The following is a 16,812-nucleotide window of genomic DNA, read 5'->3' as shown; positions in this document are numbered from 1 at the left end:
GAGATCACCACGCGTGGAGGAGACACCGCATGGCTGGGGAGCCGCAGGACGACTGCCTGTTCTGCAAGATCGTCGCCGGGCACATCCCGGCGACCATCGTCCGGGAGACCGGGACGACCGTGGCGTTCCGTGACATCAACCCGCAGGCGCCCACCCACGTCCTGGTGATCCCCAGGGCGCACCACCGAGACGCCGCCGCGCTCGCGGAGGCCGACCCCGCGCTCACCGCGGACGTGCTGCGCGAGACGAGGGCGGTCGCCGAGCAGGACGGCCTGGAGAGCTACCGGGTGGTCTTCAACACCGGCGCCGGCGCCGGCCAGACCGTCTTCCACGCGCACGCCCACGTACTGGGCGGCCGCGGCCTGCAGTGGCCCCCCGGATAGCGAACGATGTCCGTACGCGAACTGGTGGTCCTCGGCACCGCGAGCCAGGTCCCGACCCGGCACCGCAACCACAACGGCTACCTGCTGCGCTGGGACGGCGAGGGCATCCTCTTCGACCCCGGTGAGGGCACCCAGCGCCAGATGCTGCGGGCCGGGGTCGCCGCCCACGACCTGAACCGGATCTGCGTCACGCACTTCCACGGCGACCACTGCCTCGGCCTCGCCGGGGTGATCCAGCGCGTCAACCTGGACCGGGTCCCGCACGAGGTCACCGCGCACTACCCGCTCTCCGGCGCCCACTTCTTCGAGCGCCTGCGGTACGCGACCGCCTACCGCGAGACGGTCGAGCTCACCCAGGCGCCCGTGGACACGGACGGGGTGCTCGCGACCACCCCGGCCTACACCCTGGAGGCCCGCAAGCTCTCCCATCCCGTCGAGTCCTACGGCTACCGGCTGGTCGAGCCCGACGGCCGCCGCATGCTGCCCGACCGGCTCGCCGCGCACGGTGTGACGGGCCCTGACGTGGGCCGCGTCCAGCGAGACGGAGCGGTGGGCGGGGTGCGGCTGGAGGACGTCAGCGAGGTGCGCCGGGGGCAGCGGTTCGCGTTCGTCATGGACACCCGGCTGTGCGAGGGCGTGCAGGCCCTCGCGGACGGCTGCGACATGCTGGTCATCGAGTCCACCTTCCTCGACGAGGACGAGGAACTCGCCGTGGAACACGGCCATCTGACGGCCGGTCAGGCCGCCCGGGTGGCGAAGGAGGCGGGCGTGCGCCACCTGGTGCTCACCCACTTCAGCCAGCGCTACCCCGACCCCGACGCCTTCGAGCGCGCGGCGCGGGCGGCCGGCTTCGAGGGTGCCCTGACCGTGGCCCACGATCTGCTGCGGGTCCCGGTTCCGAAACGGCGGTAAAACACCCGTACGATGCTTTGATGCCCCTCCCGAAAGCAGAACTGCACCTCCATATCGAAGGCACTCTGGAGCCGGAGCTGGCCTTCGAGCTGGCCGCCCGCAACGGTGTCGCGCTGCCGTACGCCGACACCGACGCGCTGCGCGAGGCGTACCGGTTCGAGGACCTCCAGTCGTTCCTGAACCTGTACTACGAGCTCATGGCCGTGCTGCGCACCGAGCAGGACTTCGCGGACCTGGCGAACGCCTACCTCGCCCGCGCGGCCGCCCAGGGGGTGCGGCACGCGGAGATCTTCTTCGACCCGCAGGCGCACCTCGCGCGCGGTGTCGGCATGGGCACGGTCGTGGAGGGGCTGTGGCGGGCGCTGGGGTCGAGCGAGTCGGCGCACGGCGTGTCCACCCGGCTGATCCTGTGCTTCCTGCGGGACGAGTCGGCCGAGTCGGCGCTGGAGACGCTGGACGCGGCCAGGCCGTACCTGGACCGGATCACCGGGGTGGGACTCGACTCGGCCGAGGTCGGGCACCCGCCGGCGAAGTTCCGCGCGGTGTACGAGGCGGCCGCCGCGCTCGGGCTGCGCCGGGTGGCGCACGCCGGTGAGGAGGGCCCGCCCCAGTACGTCACCGAGGCCCTGGACGTGCTCGGCGTGGAGCGCGTCGACCACGGTCTGCGCTGCATGGAGGACCCGGAACTGGTCGAGCGACTGGTCCGCGACCGGATCCCGCTGACCCTCTGCCCCCTGTCCAACGTCCGCCTGCGCACGGTCGACGTCCTCGCCGACCACCCGCTGCCCGCGATGCTTGACGCCGGCCTGCTGTGCACGGTCAACTCCGACGACCCCGCCTACTTCGGCGGCTACGCGGGCGACAACTTCGACGCCGTACGGCAGGCGCTCGGCCTCGGTGACGAGCGGCTGCGGGAACTGGCCCGCAACTCGTTCACCGCGTCCTTCCTGGAGGACGACGAGGAGCGGCGCTCCCGCTACCTCGCCGAGGTGGAGGCGTACGAGTTCTCCTAGCGGCTCTCGTTCGGATCGGACCGGACCGGACGCCACCGACGAACCCCGGCGCGGCCGTCGCGCGCCGGGGTGTGAGGCCGGCTGGCGGCGCCCTCGTCGCGTGACTACCGGCGCCAGTGCGGTGCGCCGCCGGTGCCCGGCGCGGTCGCCTCGATCTTCGCCCTGATCTCCCGCATCACCGCGACGATCCGCCCCTCGTGCTCGGGCGTCAGCCGGGCCACCGGCACCGAGCAGCTGATCGCGTCCCGCACGGGGGAGTCGTAGCGCAGCGTGAAGCCGAAGCCGACGATGCCGGTCACGCCCTCCTCGCGGTCGATGGAATACCCCCGCGCGCGCACCTCGGTGAGGTCCGCCGCCAGGGACTCCCTGCTGGTGTGGGAGCGGGGAGTGAGCGCTTCGTAAGGCCCCTCGGGCAGTTCCTCCTCACCCCGCTCGGCCAGCAGCGCCTTGCCCAGCGCGCCCACGTGCGCGGGCAGCCGCCGCCCCACCCGGCTGATGGTGCGCAGGTACTCGTGCGACTCGCGCGTCGCCAGGTACGTCACGTGCCGGCCGTCGAGACGGCCCAGGTGCAGCGTCTCGCCCAGCGCCTGCGACGCCTCGTCGAGATACGGGCGTACGGCTCGCACGCGCGGGTCGGAGTCCAGATAGCTGGTGCCGGTCAGCAGGGCGTGCATGCCGATGCCGTACAGGGAGCCGGTGACGTCGGTGCGGACCCAGCCGCGCGAGATCAGGGTCTGCAGCAGCGCGTACATCGAGCTGCGCGGCACGCCCAGTTCGTCCGCGAGCTCCTGGAGGCGGGCCGGACGGTCGCCGCGCGCGGCCAGCACCTCCAGCAACTCGACGGTGCGCGCCGCGGACTTCACCTCGCGGACGCCGCCTGTCTCTGACATGTGCCGATCGTAAGCGGGCCGGACCGCCGCTTGACGACCGCCGTTCGCGTATCTAACCTCCATCTACATACGTAGATAACGTCTGCACAGGGAGATGAGCGAGGGTGAGCCTCGACACCGACACGGTCCGGCGGCTGCGGGAGGGCATGACACGCGGCGTGCTGTCGTTCCCGCTGACCAGCTTCCACGACGACGGCTCGCTCGACCCCGACGGCCTCCGCACCCACCTCGCGGCCCAGGTCGCCACCGACCCCGGCGCCGTCTTCCCCGCCTGCGGCACCGGCGAGTTCTTCTCCCTCGACGAGGACGAGTACCGCCAGGTCGTCACCGTCGCCGTCGAGGAGGCCGCCGGCCGCGTGCCCGTCGTCGCCGGCGTCGGCTACGGCTGGGCCCAGGCCGCCCGCTTCGCCCGCATCGCCGAGGACGCCGGCGCCGACGCGCTCCTCGTCCTGCCCCACTACCTCGTCGCCGCCCCCCAGGACGGCCTGGTCGCCCAGCTGGAACAGCTCGCGGCCCGCACCACGCTCCCGCTCATCGCCTACCAGCGCGGCCAAGTCGCCTTCAGCGCCGACTCCTTGAAGCGGATCGCCCGTATCCCGCACGTCATCGGGCTCAAGGACGGCCACAGCGACCTCGACCGGCTGCAACGGCTCACGCTCGCCGCCCCCGAGGACTTCCTGTTCTTCAACGGCGCCTCAACGGCCGAGATCCAGGCCCGCGCCTACGCCACCGTCGGCGTCCCCGCCTACTCCTCCGCCGTGCACGCCTTCGCCCCCGAGATCGCGAACGCCTTCTTCACCGCCCTCCGCGACGGCGACGACGGCACCGTCGAGAAACTGCTGCGCTGTTTCTACGTCCCCCTCGTCGAGATCCGCGACCGCGTACCGGGATACGCGGTGTCGCTGGTGAAGGCCGCGGCCCGGCTCCGCGGCCGCCCGGTGGGACCCGTGCGCGCCCCGCTCACCGACCCGTCCGCCGCCGACCTGGCCGACCTCGCGACCCTGCTCGCCGCCGGACTCGACCTCGTAGGAGCCACCCTGTGAACCTCACCGTCACGGACGTACGGCTGACCCCGATCCTGGTCGCCGACCCGCCCCTGCTCAACACCCAGGGCGTCCACCAGCCGTACACCCCGCGCCTGATCGTGGAGGTGGTGACGGCCGACGGGATCACCGGCGTCGGCGAGACGTACGGCGACACCAAGTACCTCGACCTGGCCCGCCCGTTCGCCGCCCGGCTGAAAGGACGCCCGGTCAGCGACCTGAACGGCCTGTTCACCCTCGCCGACGAGGTGGCCGTCGACGGCGCACACGTCTCCGGCAAGGTCGACGTCGGCGGCCTGCGCGGTGTCCAGACCGCCGACAAGCTGCGGCTGTCCGTCGTCTCCGCCTTCGAGGTCGCCTGCCTCGACGCCCTCGGCAAGGCCCTCGGCCTGCCCGTGCACGCGCTGCTCGGCGGCAAGGTCCGGGACAGCGTCGAGTACAGCGCCTACCTGTTCTACAAGTGGGCCGGCCACCCGGAAGGCGTGGCCGCCGAGAAGGACGACTGGGGTGCCGCCGTCGACCCCGCCGGAGTCGTCGAGCAGGCCCGCAGGTTCACCGAGCGGTACGGCTTCACCTCCTTCAAGCTCAAAGGCGGCGTCTTCCCGCCGGACGAGGAGGTCGCCGCCGTCCGCGCCCTCGCCGAGGCGTTCCCCGGACACCCGCTGCGCCTGGACCCCAACGGCGCCTGGTCCGTGGAGACCTCGCTGAAGGTGGCCGCCGAACTCGGTGACGTCCTGGAGTACCTGGAGGACCCCGCGCTCGGCACGCCCGCCATGGCCGAGGTGGCCGCGCGGACCGGCGTACCGCTCGCCACCAACATGTGCGTGACGACCTTCCCCGAGATCGAGGAGGCGTTCACCAAGGGCGCCGTCCAGGTGGTGCTCTGCGACCACCACTACTGGGGCGGACTGCGCAACACCCAGCAACTCGCCGCCGTCTGCCGCACGTTCGGCGTCGGGATCTCGATGCACTCCAACACCCACCTGGGGATCAGCCTCGCCGCGATGACCCACGTCGCCGCGACGGTCCCCGACCTCCACCACGCCTGCGACTCCCACTACCCCTGGCAGTCCGAGGACGTGCTGACCGAACGCCTCACCTTCGACGACGGCAGGGTCGCCGTCTCCGACGCGCCCGGCCTCGGCGTCACCCTCGACCGGGACAGGCTCGCGTTCCTGCACCGGCGCTGGCTCGACGACGACGGCTCCCTGCGCGAGCGCGACGACGCGGCGGCCATGCGGGTCGCCGAACCGGGCTGGGTCACCCCGGGCGTCCCCCGCTGGTAGACCGCCCCTCCGTCGGCGAGGGGGCCCGGGCGCGGGCGGGGCGGTGACGTCACGCGGTGTTGTCGCAGGTGTGGTGCAGACTGGCCTGAACCGCACCTGTCAGGGAGTCACCGTGACCATGTCCACCGGAGAGGACCACCGCGACCGGCCCCAGGTCGACCCGCTCGCCGCCCTGCGCGCGCCGCAGGACCCGCCGCGGGACGTCTACCTCACGGGGACCGTCTTCCTGGACATCATCTTCACCGGGCTCGACTCGGCCCCCGTGCGCGGTACCGAGTCCTGGGCGCGCGGCATGGGGTCGAGCCCCGGGGGCGTCGCGAACATGGCCACCGCCCTGGCCCGCCTCGGCCTGAAAACGTCCCTCGCCGCCGCCTTCGGTGACGACCACTACGGCGAGTACTGCTGGGATGCCCTCGCACAGGGCGAGGGCATCGACCTGTCCGCGTCGCGGACCGTGCCCGGCTGGCACTCCCCGGTCACCGTCTCGATGGCGTACGAGGGGGAGCGCACCATGGTCTCCCACGGCCACGAGCCACCACCGGCGGAACCCGCGCCGCAGTGCCCGCCGCACGCGCGCGCCGCCGTCGCCTCGCTCACGCCCGGCAAGCGGGCCCCCTGGATCGCCCAGGCCGCCGGGCGCGGCACCCGCGTCTTCGCCGACGTCGGCTGGGACGACACCGGCACCTGGGACCTCGCCGGCCTCGGGGACCTGGAGCACTGCGAGGCGTTCCTGCCGAACGCCGAGGAGGCCATGCGGTACACGGGCGCCGACTGCCCGCGCACCGCCGCGCACGCCCTCACCGAGCACGTACCGGTCGCGGTGGTCACCCTCGGCGCGGACGGCGCCTACGCCGTGGACCGGCGGACCGGGGAGAGCGCCGAGGTCCCGGCCATCGCCGTGGAGGCCCTCGACCCGACCGGCGCGGGCGACGTCTTCGTGGCCGGCTTCGTCACCGGCAGCCTGGCGGGCTGGCCGCTGGCCGACCGGCTCGCCTTCGCGGGACTCACCGCCGCCCTGTCGGTGCAGGAGTTCGGCGGCTCGCTGTCGGCCCCCGGCTGGTCCGAGGTCGCGGCCTGGTGGCGCACCGTGCAGTCGGTCCGCGAGCAGGACCCGGAGGCGCTCAGCCGGTACGCGTTCCTGGCGGACATGCTGCCCGGCCTGGCCGAGCCCCGGCCCTGGCCGCTGCGCCGGGCCGTGCCCACGATCGGGTTCGGCGGCCCGGCCTGACCCGGCCCGGCCCCCGCCGCGCCGGGCCCCGGCCCGTCCCGCCGGGAGCGCCGCTGTCCGCCCGCAAAACTCCTACGGCGATGTCAGTCGCGCGGCGTACCCTTGGAACCGCCAGACCGCCCCTGAGGCGGGCGAGTCGTATCGAGGAGGACGAGCAAGGCCTACAGCGCCGGCCCATGACTCAGACACCCACAGCTCACACCCCCGCGCAGGGACAGGCGAGAGCCGAGTTCACCGTCCCCGCCCAGCACCCCATGGTGACCGTGCTGGGTTCCGGCGACTCCCTCCTGCGCGTGATCGAGAAGGCCTTCCCGGCGGCCGACATCCACGTCCGGGGCAATGAGATCAGCGCGGTCGGCGACGCCGGTGAAGTCGCTCTCGTCCAGCGCCTGTTCGACGAGATGATGCTGGTGCTCCGCACCGGACTGCCGATGACGGAGGACGCAGTGGAACGCTCGATCGCCATGCTCAGGGCGAGCGAGAACGGGGAGAGCGACGGCCAGGAGACCCCGGCCGAGGTACTCACGCAGAACATCCTGTCCTCGCGCGGCCGCACCATCCGCCCCAAGACCCTCAACCAGAAGCGGTACGTCGACGCGATCGACAAGCACACGATCGTGTTCGGCATCGGTCCCGCGGGCACCGGCAAGACCTACCTGGCCATGGCCAAGGCGGTCCAGGCCCTGCAGTCCAAGCAGGTCAACCGCATCATCCTGACCCGCCCCGCGGTCGAGGCCGGAGAGCGCCTGGGCTTCCTGCCCGGCACCCTCTACGAGAAGATCGACCCCTACCTGCGCCCGCTGTACGACGCGCTGCACGACATGCTGGACCCCGACTCGATCCCGCGGCTGATGGCGGCGGGGACGATCGAGGTGGCCCCGCTGGCCTACATGCGCGGCAGAACTCTCAATGACGCCTTCATCATTCTGGACGAGGCCCAGAACACCAGCCCCGAGCAGATGAAGATGTTCCTCACCCGGCTCGGCTTCGAGTCGAAGATCGTGATCACGGGTGACGTGACGCAGGTCGACCTGCCGAGCGGCACCGCGTCCGGGCTGCGGCAGGTGCAGGACATCCTGGAGGGCCTCGACGACGTGCACTTCTCGCGGCTGACGTCCCAGGATGTCGTCCGGCACCGGCTGGTCGGCCGTATCGTCGACGCGTACGAGAAGTACGACAGCGAGAACGGTACGGAGAACGGCACCCGCAAGGGCGCCCGTGACAAGCGGAAGTAGACCAGCACGCCCATGTCGATCGACGTCAACAACGAGTCCGGAACCGAGGTCGACGAGCAGGCGATCCTCGACATCGCCCGCTACGCCCTCGCACGGATGCGCATCCACCCGCTCTCCGAGCTCTCGGTGATCGTCGTGGACGCCGCCGCCATGGAACAGCTGCACATCCAGTGGATGGACCTGCCGGGGCCCACCGACGTCATGTCCTTCCCGATGGACGAGCTGCGTCCGCCGTCGAAGGACGACGACGAGCCCCCGCAGGGCCTCCTCGGCGACATCGTGCTGTGTCCCGAGGTCGCCGCCAAGCAGGGCACCGAGGCGCCCACGCAGCACTCCATGGACGAGGAGCTCCACCTGCTCACCGTGCACGGAGTGCTGCACCTGCTCGGCTACGACCACGAGGAGCCCGACGAGAAGGCCGAGATGTTCGGTCTCCAGGCGGCGATCGTGGACGGCTGGCGCGCGGAGAAGGGCCTGACCGGTCCCTCCCCGGCCCCGACCGTCTCATGAGCCTGCCCCTCGTCGCGGGCGCGATCGCCCTGGTCGTCGTCGCCTGGCTCGCCGCGTGCGCGGAGGCGGGCCTCGCGCGCGTCTCCAGCTTCCGCGCCGAGGAGGCCGTACGCTCCGGCCGGCGCGGCAGCGCCAAGCTCGCGCAGGTCGCCGCCGACCCGACCCGCTACCTCAACATGGCGCTGCTGGTGCGGGTCGCCTGCGAGATGGCGGCCGCCGCGCTGGTCACCTACGCCTGTCTGAAGGCCATCGACGGGACGGTGGGGGCGCTGTTCGCCGCGATCGGCGTGATGGTCCTCGTGTCGTACGTCGCCGTCGGGGTGTCCCCGCGCACCATCGGCCGCCAGCATCCGCTGAACACGGCGACGGCCGCCGCCTACGTCCTGCTGCCGCTCGCGCGGATCATGGGCCCCATCCCGTCGCTGCTGATCCTCATCGGCAACGCCCTCACCCCGGGCAAGGGCTTCCGCCGCGGCCCGTTCGCCTCCGAGGCGGAGCTGCGCGCGCTGGTGGACCTCGCGGAGAAGGAGTCCCTCATCGAGGACGAGGAGCGCCGCATGGTGCACTCGGTCTTCGAGCTGGGCGACACCCTGGTGCGGGAGGTCATGGTCCCGCGCACCGACCTGGTCGTCATCGAGCGCTACAAGACCATCCGCCAGGCGCTCACCCTCGCCCTGCGCTCCGGGTTCTCCCGCATCCCCGTCACGGGCGAGAGCGAGGACGACATCGTCGGGATCGTGTACCTGAAGGACCTGGTCCGCAAGACGCACATCAGCCGGGAGGCCGAGAGCGAGCTGGTGTCCACGGCGATGCGGCCCGCCGCCTTCGTGCCCGACACCAAGAACGCCGGTGACCTGCTGCGTGAGATGCAGCAGGAGCGCAACCACGTCGCCGTCGTCATCGACGAGTACGGCGGCACGGCCGGCATCGTCACCATCGAGGACATCCTCGAGGAGATCGTCGGCGAGATCACCGACGAGTACGACCGCGAGCTGCCGCCGGTGGAGGACCTCGGCGACGACCGCCACCGGGTCACCGCCCGCCTCGACATCACCGACCTGGGCGAGCTGTACGGCCTGGAGGAGTACGACGACGAGGACGTGGAGACGGTCGGCGGCCTGCTCGCCAAGGCGCTGGGCCGGGTGCCCATCGCGGGGGCGTCGGCCGTGGTGGAGCTGCCAGACGGCCGCGAGCTGAAGCTGACGGCGGAGGCGGCCGCCGGCCGCCGGAACAAGATCGTGACCGTGCTGGTGGAGCCGGTGGGCGGCTCCGCGGAGGAGGGGAAGCCGGAGTGACGCCGGAGCAGCTGCGCACCCTGTGCCTGTCCTTCAACGCGGCCGTGGAGGACTTCCCGTTCAATCCCGAGACGTCCGTGTTCAAGGTGCTGGGCAAGCTGTTCGCCCTGACGAACCTGGCGGGCAGCCCGCTGACCGTGAACCTGAAGTGCGACCCGGACGACGCGGTCCGGCTGCGGGGCGAGCACCCCGGTCTGATCGTCCCCGGCTACCACATGAACAAGCGCCACTGGAACACGGTGACCGTCGGCGGCGGCCTGCCCGACCGGCTGGTCAGGGAGCTCGTCGAGGACTCCTACGACCTCGTGGTGGCCGGTCTGCCGAGGGCGGAGCGGCTGCGGCTGGACCGGCCCTGACCTCCCGGGTCCCCGGGACGCGGCAGGGCGGCCCCCGTGGCCGGGCGGTGCCGGAGGCGCTCCGTATGCTCGGGGCATGACCGACAGCAGCGCGCTCGACCCCGAGGACCGCAAGATCGTCACCCTGGCCCGTTCGGCCCGGGCCCGCAACGGCGTGCCGGAGGGCGCCGCCGTACGGGACGAGACGGGCCGGACGTATGTCGCGGGGACGGTGGACCTGCCGTCGCTGCGTCTGACCGCGCTGCAGACGGCGGTGGCGATGGCGGTGGCCTCGGGGGCGCGGTCGCTGGAGGCGGCGGCGGTGGTGACCGCCGCGGAGGCGGCCGCCGAGGCCGATCTCGCCGCCGTGCGGGACCTCGGCGGGCCGGCGACCCCGGTCCTGGTGGCAGCGCCCGACGGGACCGTCCGGCTGACCGTCCCGGCGGGCTGACGGCGGGCTGTTCACCGCGAGCGGCGGCGGCGCGGGACCGGGTCCGGAGCGGCTCGGCGGCGGATCCGGGCGGCCCGCGGCGGGGCGCCCGAGGTAGGCCGGTTTTCCACCTTGCCGTTTTCGTGTCGCTCGCGCATCAATGGGATCGCACGTTCCGACGGTCCGTCAGATTTGGCCCCGGGCAGGGTGCCCGCACCCATCCCTCCCGGAAAGACGACCCGTCGGCTCCCACTCATCCACCCCCCCACATGGATTCCCGTACTCGGGAAGGGAGCGGATCCCATGAGAGGCAAGCGAATCGGATCAGGTGCGGCAATGCTGGTCGGGGCCCTCGCGGTCACCGGACTGGCGCTCGCGCCCTCGGCTGTCGCCGTCACCCCATTGACGGCGACCGTCACCGCCAACTGCGGTCTCTTCGGAGGCGGCGCAGCCACCCTCACGGCCACCCAGACGGGCACGGCCGCCACCCTCAAACTGTCGTCCACCGCGATCACCGCGCCGATCCCGATCGGCGCGAACACCATCAGTTCCACGCTCACGATGGCGAACTCGACCGGTGCCGCCCGGGTCTTCAGCGGCACCGTCAACCCCGCCATGGCCACCGGCGCCCCGATCACGGTCGGTCCGCTCAACGGCACCGTGGCCTCCGGTGACAGCCTGAACTTCTACGGCGGTTCACTGAAGATGGTCGTCTTCGGGATCACCGTCACCTGTACGGCGACCGGACCGCAGGCGCCGGGACCGTTCGTGTTCAGCTGACAGCGGCTGCAAACCGGGCCGACGGGCCGTCGGCTTCCGTACGGCAGCAGGAAGCTGACGGTCCATCAGTTCTGTGCGTGATGTCCATTGACTTCTCGCGCGATCCGCACCTCAATGCCCCCTGTCGGCGCAGAAGAGCCGCTGCGCCCGCACCCTGGAGGAGGGGGCACACATGGGTTCACCCCGAAGTTCCGGAAACACCCGAGGTTCCCGAAGACGGCGCTGGGCGTCACTGCTCGGGGCGACCGCGCTCGCCGTCACCGCGGGTGGTGCGCTGGCCGCTCCGGCCGGCGCCGCGTCCGCCGACGTCGACTTCGCCACGCACTGCATCCCGCCCGCCATCGCGGGCCTTCCGCCGATCGACGGCACCACCACCGCGAGGATCGAGGTGGACAAGGCCGCGCCCAAGGTCGGCGACACGGTCACGGTGACGTACAAGGTGGTCAAGCCCGCCGCGAACAACCCCACCGACCTCGCCCTGCCGGCCGACATCATGACGCCCACCGGCAAGGTCGTTCTCGGCGGGGCGCAGACGGGCAGCATCACCGTCGCCGGCCCCAAGAAGAACGACCCGGTGGCCGGCAAGGCCGCCTTCCCGTCCTTCGAGATGACCGGCACCTTCACCGTGACCGCGCCCGGCGCGATCACCCTCTCGCCCGGCGACTACAACATCCACACCAGCTACATCCTCGAACTCGACACCCCCTGCACGGTCACCAACCCGCCGGCACCGGTGTCCGAGACGGTCACCGCCACCGACGGGACACCGGCCAACACCCGTGCCATCCAGCTGGGTTCGGCCTCCGGCAAGCCCGGCGACAGCGTCACCGTCACCGGCAGCGACTTCACCCCGGGCGCGAGTGTCACCCTGGCCGGACGGTCCGGCGCCACCCAGACCGCGGACACGGCGACCGTGACCGCCAACGCGCAGGGAGGCTTCAGCGGTTCGCTCGTCGTCAGGGACAAGACGACGACGGGAGTGGTGGCGTTCGAGGGCTCCGCCTGGAACGCGGACAAGGGCGCGGGCCCAGCGGCCTACGTCGTCGTCGACGACACCCCGGTCCCGGCCGGCAGCCAGAAGATCACCACCACGGTGAAGGCCGGCACGCTGTCCATGTCCCAGGCCGGGGACGCCGTGGACCTGTCCCCGGTCGACTTCGGCAAGGGCGGCGCCTCGGACGGCGCGCTGCGCTCGGTGACCGTCAAGGACTTCCGCGGTGGACCCGCGGGCTGGTCCCTGACCGGCAAGGTCACCGACTTCACGGGTCCCGGCGCCAAGATCGACGCCGGGAAGCTGAGCTGGACCCCCGCCTGCGCCACCAAGGCGGGCAGCCCGAGCACCTGCCAGGCCGGTTCCGCGGGCCCGGTGGGCGCTTCGGGAGCGACGCTCGCCTCCACCCCCGACGGCACGCTCACCGGAGGTGAGTTCACCGCCGACGCGGGACTGTCCCTGAACGTCCCGGCGTTCACCCCGCCGGGCACGTACTCCGGCGTCCTGACCCTCACGCTCACCTGACCGCATGTCCGTCTCCGGTGGCCGGGCGCCCCTCCGCACAGGGCCGCACCCGCCCGTCCACCCCGATCCGGTCCGGGGGTCCGCACCCATGCGTACGCCGCACGTCCTCCTCCTGAGCCTGCTGGGCCTGCTGCTGTGCCCGGTCCTCGCCGTGTTCCCGGCCCCTCCCGCGCACGCCGCCGACAACGGCAGCTGGTCCGTCTACCCGGTCTCCTCGCGGATCGCTGCCCGGCCGTACTTCTATCTGTCGGCCGACCCCGGAACCACCCTGCGGGACAAGGTGGTCGTCGCCAACAAGACGGCCGCGCCGCTGACCTTCCGGCTGTACGCGGCCGACGCCTACAACACCGCGCGCGACGGCGGCTTCGCGGTGCGCACACCGAAGGAGACCCAGCGGGGTGTGGGCGCCTGGGCGCGCCCGGCCCGCTCCAGCGTGACCGTCCCCGCGCACGGCAAGGTCACCGTGCCCTTCACGATCACCGTGCCCGAGGGCGCGGAACCCGGCGACCACCCGGGCGCGCTGGTCGCGCTCGACGAGCGGATCGACAAGGGCGACGGCTCCTTCGCCCTCGGCGTGCGGCGGGCCGTCGGCGCCCGCGTCTACCTGAGGGTCGGCGGGCCCGCGCTCGCCGCGATCGCCGTCGAGGACGTCCACCTCACCCACCACCAGCCGCTCGTCCCCGGTCTCGGGGCCAGCACGGCGACGGTCTCCTACACCCTGCGCAACACCGGCAACGTCACCCTGAACCCGAAGGTGGAGCTGCGGGCCACGGGCCTGTTCGGCCGTACGCTGCTGGCCCGCGACCTCGCGAAGATCCCCGCCGAACTGCTGCCCGGCCAGCGCGTGCACCTCACCGAACCCTGGCGGGGAGCCCCCCAACTCGACTGGGGCGACGTGACGTTGACAGCGAGCGCGCAGGACACCCGGGAGTCGGCGAGCGCGAGCTTCTTCGCGTTGCCGTGGCTGGTGGCGGCCGTCCTGTTCGGCGCGGGCGTCGTGGCAGGTGTCCTGCTGGTCAGAGCGCGTCGGGGCCGCGCTCGCCCGTCCGCACCCGTACGACCGTCTCCACCGGCAGTGCCCACACCTTTCCGTCGCCGATCTTCCCCGTCCGCGCGGCCCTGACGATCGCGTCGAGCACGGCGTCGCAGTCCGCGTCCCCGACGACGACCTCGATCCGGACCTTGGGGACCAGGTCGACCTGGTACTCGGCGCCGCGGTACACCTCGGTGTGACCGCGCTGCCGGCCGTAGCCACTGGCCTCGGTGACGGTGAGACCGTGCACGCCGAGTTCCTGCAGGGCGGTCTTGACCTCGTCGAGGCGGTACGGCTTGACGATCGCGGTGATGAGCTTCATGCCTGCGTCTTGACCTTCTGGCCGGAGGGGAGAACGGATGCGGAGACCGGGGCGCCATGGCCCAGGACCCCGTGATCGTAGGCGGTCTCGGCGTGCACCGTAAGGTCCAGGCCGGTGTGCTCCTGCTCCTCGCTCGCCCGGAAGCCGAGCACCTTGTCGATCAGCCGGCCGAGCCCGTACGTGACGAGGAAGGCGTACGAGCCCACCGCGAGGACGGCCACCACCTGCTTGCCGAGCTGCGCGGGTCCGCCGCCGTAGAGGACCCCCTCGGCGCCGCCCGTCATGGTGTCGACCGCGAACACGCCGATCAGCAGGGTGCCGACGACCCCGCCGACCAGGTGGACACCCACGACGTCCAGCGAGTCGTCGTAGTCGAACCGGAACTTCCAGCTCACGGCGTACGAGCAGAGCACACCGGCGGCCAGGCCGACGACCAGCGCGCCCAGCAGCGAGACCGAACCGCACGAGGGCGTCACGGCGACCAGGCCCGCGACCGCGCCGGAGGCCGAGCCCAGCGTGGTCGGATGGCCGTCGCGCCGCTGCTCGACGAAGAGCCAGCCGAGCAGACCGGTGCAGCCGGCCGCGAGCGTGTTCAGGAAGGCGGCCGCGGCCAGGCCGTTCGCGCCGAGGGCCGAGCCCGCGTTGAAGCCGAACCAGCCGAACCAGAGCAGACCGGCGCCCAGCATGACCATCGGCAGGTTGTGCGGACGCATCGCGTCCTTCTTGAAGCCGAGGCGCGGGCCGAGGACCAGACACAGCGCGAGCCCGGAGGCACCCGAGGTGATCTCCACCGGGAGCCCGCCCGCGAAGTCGAGGGCACCGAGCCGCGCCGCGATCCAGCCGCCGGGACCCCACACCCAGTGCGCGACCGGAACGTATACCAGCAGGGTCCACACCGGCACGAAGACCAGCCACGCGCCGAACTTCACCCGGTCGGCGACCGCGCCGCTGATCAGCGCGGCCGTGACGATCGCGAAGGTGAGCTGGAAGGTGGCGAACAGGAGGGTCGGCACGGTGCCGTGCACGCTGTCCGGGCCGAGGCTCGCCATGCCGGTGTGCTCCAGCCCGCCCAGCAGCCCGCCGCCGACGTCGCCGCCGAAGGCCAGGGAGTAGCCGGCGGCCAGCCAGACCACCGTGACCAGGGCGATCGACACGAAGCTCATCATCAGCATGTTGAGAACGCTCTTCGTGCGGACCATCCCGCCGTAGAACAGGGCCAGGCCCGGGGTCATCAGCAGGACCAGGGCGGTGGCGGCCAGCAGCCAGGCGGTGTCGCCGGTGTCGGCACGCCCTGCGGCGAGGGGGGCGGCGAGGGTCACGGTCGTCTCCTCCGGTGTGGGGGCTCGTCAGAGGTTCACCGGCCCCGGTTTCCGGCTGTGCACGACCGTGTTTCCGTGAGGTTTCGTTGCGTGCGGGTTTCCGGAAGCTCACGGGGAGGACCGGGGGCGGACGCTTGTACGGCAGGGCTCTGTGGATCAGGGAGAATGGGCACCATGAGCGTTCGCAGCCAGTCATCCGAGCCGCCGGAATCGCCGGAGACCGTCCACCGGGCCGGCTTCGCCTGTTTCGTCGGCCGCCCCAACGCGGGCAAGTCCACCCTCACGAACGCTCTGGTCGGGCAGAAGGTGGCGATCACGGCGAACCAGCCGCAGACGACGCGGCACACGGTACGGGGCATTGTGCACCGGCCCGACGCCCAGCTGATCCTGGTGGACACCCCCGGGCTCCACAAGCCCCGGACGCTGCTCGGCCAGCGCCTCAACGACGTCGTACGGACCACCTGGGCCGAGGTCGACGTGATCGGCTTCTGTCTGCCGGCCAACGAGAAGCTCGGCCCCGGTGACCGCTTCATCGCGAAGGAACTGGCGTCCATCAAGAAGACGCCGAAGATCGCGATCGTCACGAAGACCGACCTCGTCGACAGCAAGACGCTCGCCGAGCAGCTCATCGCGATCGACCAGCTCGGCCGGGAGCTCGGGTTCGAGTGGGCGGAGATCGTGCCGGTGTCGGCGGTCGCCGACCAGCAGGTGGACCTGCTGGCCGATCTGCTCGTACCGCTGCTGCCGGAGGGGCCGGCCCTCTACCCGGAGGGCGACCTCACCGACGAACCCGAGCAGGTCATGATCGCGGAGCTGATCCGGGAGGCCGCGCTGGAGGGGGTGCGGGACGAACTGCCGCACTCCATCGCCGTCGTGGTCGAGGAGATGCTGCCGCGGGAGGACCGGCCGGCGGACAAGCCCCTCCTGGACATCCACGCGTTCGTGTACATCGAGCGGCCGAGCCAGAAGGGGATCATCATCGGTCCCAAGGGGAAGCGGCTCAAGGAGGTCGGGATCAAGTCGCGCAAGCAGATCGAGGCGTTGCTGGGGACGCCGGTGTTCCTGGACCTGCATGTGAAGGTCGCCAAGGACTGGCAGCGGGATCCTCGGCAGTTGCGGAAGCTGGGGTTCTGAGACCGGTCTCGTCTTCTGCCGCGGGCGGGGCGCGGCCCCGGCGTTCCCCGGGGGGTCCGGTCCGGGGCCTACGGGGGTTCGCCCCCGCCGCCCCTTCCCGTCCCGAACCCGGGGGCTCCGCCCCCGGACCCCCGCTCCTCAAACGCCG

18 protein-coding genes are annotated in these 16,812 nt (G+C 72.0%); 15 read left to right on the top strand and 3 right to left on the bottom strand.

The annotated features are described in order from the left end of the window. Positions 1-29 precede the first annotated feature (29 nt). The 3 genes from ABZT03_RS15425 to ABZT03_RS15415 are packed head-to-tail and all read left to right on the top strand — an operon-like array spanning position 30 to position 2,308. Complete coding sequence (locus ABZT03_RS15425) at positions 30-383, top strand: histidine triad nucleotide-binding protein (RefSeq protein ID WP_356038914.1); 354 nt, start codon at positions 30-32, stop codon at positions 381-383. 6 nt (positions 384-389) lie between these two features. Continuing rightward, positions 390-1,295 carry a ribonuclease Z gene (locus tag ABZT03_RS15420; RefSeq protein WP_356038912.1) on the top strand — a complete coding sequence of 302 codons (906 nt, stop codon included), beginning with the start codon at positions 390-392 and terminating at the stop codon, positions 1,293-1,295. Between the two features lie 20 nt (positions 1,296-1,315). Continuing rightward, entirely contained in the window at positions 1,316-2,308 is a 993-nt protein-coding gene (locus ABZT03_RS15415; RefSeq protein ID WP_356038910.1) for an adenosine deaminase, read from the top strand. 104 nt (positions 2,309-2,412) lie between these two features. Here the strand turns inward: ABZT03_RS15415 and ABZT03_RS15410 are convergent, their stop codons facing one another. After that, entirely contained in the window at positions 2,413-3,198 is a 786-nt protein-coding gene (locus tag ABZT03_RS15410) for an IclR family transcriptional regulator (protein WP_356038908.1), read from the bottom strand. Between the two features lie 104 nt (positions 3,199-3,302). On the opposite strand from ABZT03_RS15410, the gene ABZT03_RS15405 reads away from it, so the two are divergent. The 11 genes from ABZT03_RS15405 (at position 3,303) to ABZT03_RS15355 (ending at position 13,979) form a co-directional block, all read left to right on the top strand. Further along, the gene (locus ABZT03_RS15405; protein WP_356038906.1) at positions 3,303-4,241 is read left to right on the top strand and encodes a 5-dehydro-4-deoxyglucarate dehydratase; all 939 of its coding nucleotides are present in this window, start codon (positions 3,303-3,305) and stop codon (positions 4,239-4,241) included. Continuing rightward, positions 4,238-5,527, top strand: a complete 1,290-nt coding sequence (locus ABZT03_RS15400) for a glucarate dehydratase family protein (RefSeq protein ID WP_356038904.1) — start codon at positions 4,238-4,240, stop codon at positions 5,525-5,527. Before ABZT03_RS15405 ends, ABZT03_RS15400 begins: the two co-directional genes overlap by 4 nt. 118 nt (positions 5,528-5,645) lie before the next feature. Further along, complete coding sequence (locus ABZT03_RS15395; RefSeq protein ID WP_356039122.1) at positions 5,646-6,755, top strand: PfkB family carbohydrate kinase; 1,110 nt, start codon at positions 5,646-5,648, stop codon at positions 6,753-6,755. Positions 6,756-6,931: 176 nt separating this feature from the next. After that, the gene (locus tag ABZT03_RS15390; RefSeq protein ID WP_356038902.1) at positions 6,932-7,990 is read left to right on the top strand and encodes a PhoH family protein; all 1,059 of its coding nucleotides are present in this window, start codon (positions 6,932-6,934) and stop codon (positions 7,988-7,990) included. 12 nt (positions 7,991-8,002) lie between these two features. Then, positions 8,003-8,500 carry an rRNA maturation RNase YbeY gene (gene ybeY / locus ABZT03_RS15385; RefSeq protein WP_356038900.1) on the top strand — a complete coding sequence of 166 codons (498 nt, stop codon included), beginning with the start codon at positions 8,003-8,005 and terminating at the stop codon, positions 8,498-8,500. Continuing rightward, positions 8,497-9,795, top strand: a complete 1,299-nt coding sequence (locus tag ABZT03_RS15380; protein ID WP_356038898.1) for a hemolysin family protein — start codon at positions 8,497-8,499, stop codon at positions 9,793-9,795. Before ybeY ends, ABZT03_RS15380 begins: the two co-directional genes overlap by 4 nt. After that, positions 9,792-10,151, top strand: a complete 360-nt coding sequence (locus ABZT03_RS15375; RefSeq protein ID WP_356038896.1) for an MmcQ/YjbR family DNA-binding protein — start codon at positions 9,792-9,794, stop codon at positions 10,149-10,151. The genes ABZT03_RS15380 and ABZT03_RS15375 overlap by 4 nt, the downstream gene beginning before the upstream one ends. Positions 10,152-10,227: 76 nt before the next feature. Further along, positions 10,228-10,581 (top strand): cytidine deaminase, encoded by a 354-nt coding sequence (locus ABZT03_RS15370; protein WP_356038894.1) that lies wholly within the window; start codon positions 10,228-10,230, stop codon positions 10,579-10,581. A 282-nt stretch (positions 10,582-10,863) separates the two neighbouring features. Next, entirely contained in the window at positions 10,864-11,340 is a 477-nt protein-coding gene (locus tag ABZT03_RS15365) for a hypothetical protein (RefSeq protein ID WP_356038892.1), read from the top strand. Between the two features lie 172 nt (positions 11,341-11,512). Continuing rightward, entirely contained in the window at positions 11,513-12,856 is a 1,344-nt protein-coding gene (locus ABZT03_RS15360) for a beta-xylosidase (RefSeq protein WP_356038890.1), read from the top strand. Positions 12,857-12,944: 88 nt separating this feature from the next. Then, positions 12,945-13,979: a DUF916 domain-containing protein gene (locus ABZT03_RS15355; protein WP_356038887.1), complete on the top strand. Its 1,035-nt coding sequence runs from the start codon at positions 12,945-12,947 to the stop codon at positions 13,977-13,979. On the opposite strand, the gene ABZT03_RS15350 is transcribed toward ABZT03_RS15355, so the two are convergent. Together ABZT03_RS15350 and ABZT03_RS15345 are read right to left on the bottom strand one after the other, a co-directional pair. Beyond that, positions 13,873-14,211 carry a P-II family nitrogen regulator gene (locus ABZT03_RS15350; RefSeq protein WP_356038884.1) on the bottom strand — a complete coding sequence of 113 codons (339 nt, stop codon included), beginning with the start codon at positions 14,209-14,211 and terminating at the stop codon, positions 13,873-13,875. The two genes, ABZT03_RS15355 and ABZT03_RS15350, sit on opposite strands and share 107 nt — an antisense overlap. Then, entirely contained in the window at positions 14,208-15,530 is a 1,323-nt protein-coding gene (locus tag ABZT03_RS15345) for an ammonium transporter (RefSeq protein WP_356038881.1), read from the bottom strand. The genes ABZT03_RS15350 and ABZT03_RS15345 overlap by 4 nt, the downstream gene beginning before the upstream one ends. A 174-nt stretch (positions 15,531-15,704) precedes the next feature. Between ABZT03_RS15345 and era the strand changes: the two genes are divergently transcribed. Beyond that, on the top strand, positions 15,705-16,664 hold the full coding sequence (gene era, locus ABZT03_RS15340; RefSeq protein WP_356038879.1) for a GTPase Era: 960 nt from the start codon (positions 15,705-15,707) through the stop codon (positions 16,662-16,664). Positions 16,665-16,812: the final 148 nt, after the last annotated feature.

The organism is Streptomyces sp. NPDC005574, assembly GCF_040605435.1.
Lineage (GTDB): Bacteria > Actinomycetota > Actinomycetes > Streptomycetales > Streptomycetaceae > Streptomyces.
The sequence above is the reverse complement of the archived record's forward strand: the minus strand, read 5'-3'. Positions and strand labels throughout refer to the sequence as shown.

Coding starts and splice junctions, on each gene's coding strand:
- ABZT03_RS15370 (WP_356038894.1), top strand. CDS start 10,228: ATGACCGACAGCAGCGCGCTCGACCCCGAGGACCGCAAGATCGTCACC.
- ABZT03_RS15350 (WP_356038884.1), bottom strand. CDS start 14,211: ATGAAGCTCATCACCGCGATCGTCAAGCCGTACCGCCTCGACGAGGTC.
- ABZT03_RS15355 (WP_356038887.1), top strand. CDS start 12,945: ATGCGTACGCCGCACGTCCTCCTCCTGAGCCTGCTGGGCCTGCTGCTG.
- ABZT03_RS15395 (WP_356039122.1), top strand. CDS start 5,646: ATGTCCACCGGAGAGGACCACCGCGACCGGCCCCAGGTCGACCCGCTC.
- ABZT03_RS15380 (WP_356038898.1), top strand. CDS start 8,497: ATGAGCCTGCCCCTCGTCGCGGGCGCGATCGCCCTGGTCGTCGTCGCC.
- era (WP_356038879.1), top strand. CDS start 15,705: ATGAGCGTTCGCAGCCAGTCATCCGAGCCGCCGGAATCGCCGGAGACC.
- ABZT03_RS15360 (WP_356038890.1), top strand. CDS start 11,513: ATGGGTTCACCCCGAAGTTCCGGAAACACCCGAGGTTCCCGAAGACGG.
- ABZT03_RS15415 (WP_356038910.1), top strand. CDS start 1,316: ATGCCCCTCCCGAAAGCAGAACTGCACCTCCATATCGAAGGCACTCTG.
- ABZT03_RS15410 (WP_356038908.1), bottom strand. CDS start 3,198: ATGTCAGAGACAGGCGGCGTCCGCGAGGTGAAGTCCGCGGCGCGCACC.
- ABZT03_RS15365 (WP_356038892.1), top strand. CDS start 10,864: ATGAGAGGCAAGCGAATCGGATCAGGTGCGGCAATGCTGGTCGGGGCC.
- ybeY (WP_356038900.1), top strand. CDS start 8,003: ATGTCGATCGACGTCAACAACGAGTCCGGAACCGAGGTCGACGAGCAG.
- ABZT03_RS15390 (WP_356038902.1), top strand. CDS start 6,932: ATGACTCAGACACCCACAGCTCACACCCCCGCGCAGGGACAGGCGAGA.
- ABZT03_RS15425 (WP_356038914.1), top strand. CDS start 30: ATGGCTGGGGAGCCGCAGGACGACTGCCTGTTCTGCAAGATCGTCGCC.
- ABZT03_RS15420 (WP_356038912.1), top strand. CDS start 390: ATGTCCGTACGCGAACTGGTGGTCCTCGGCACCGCGAGCCAGGTCCCG.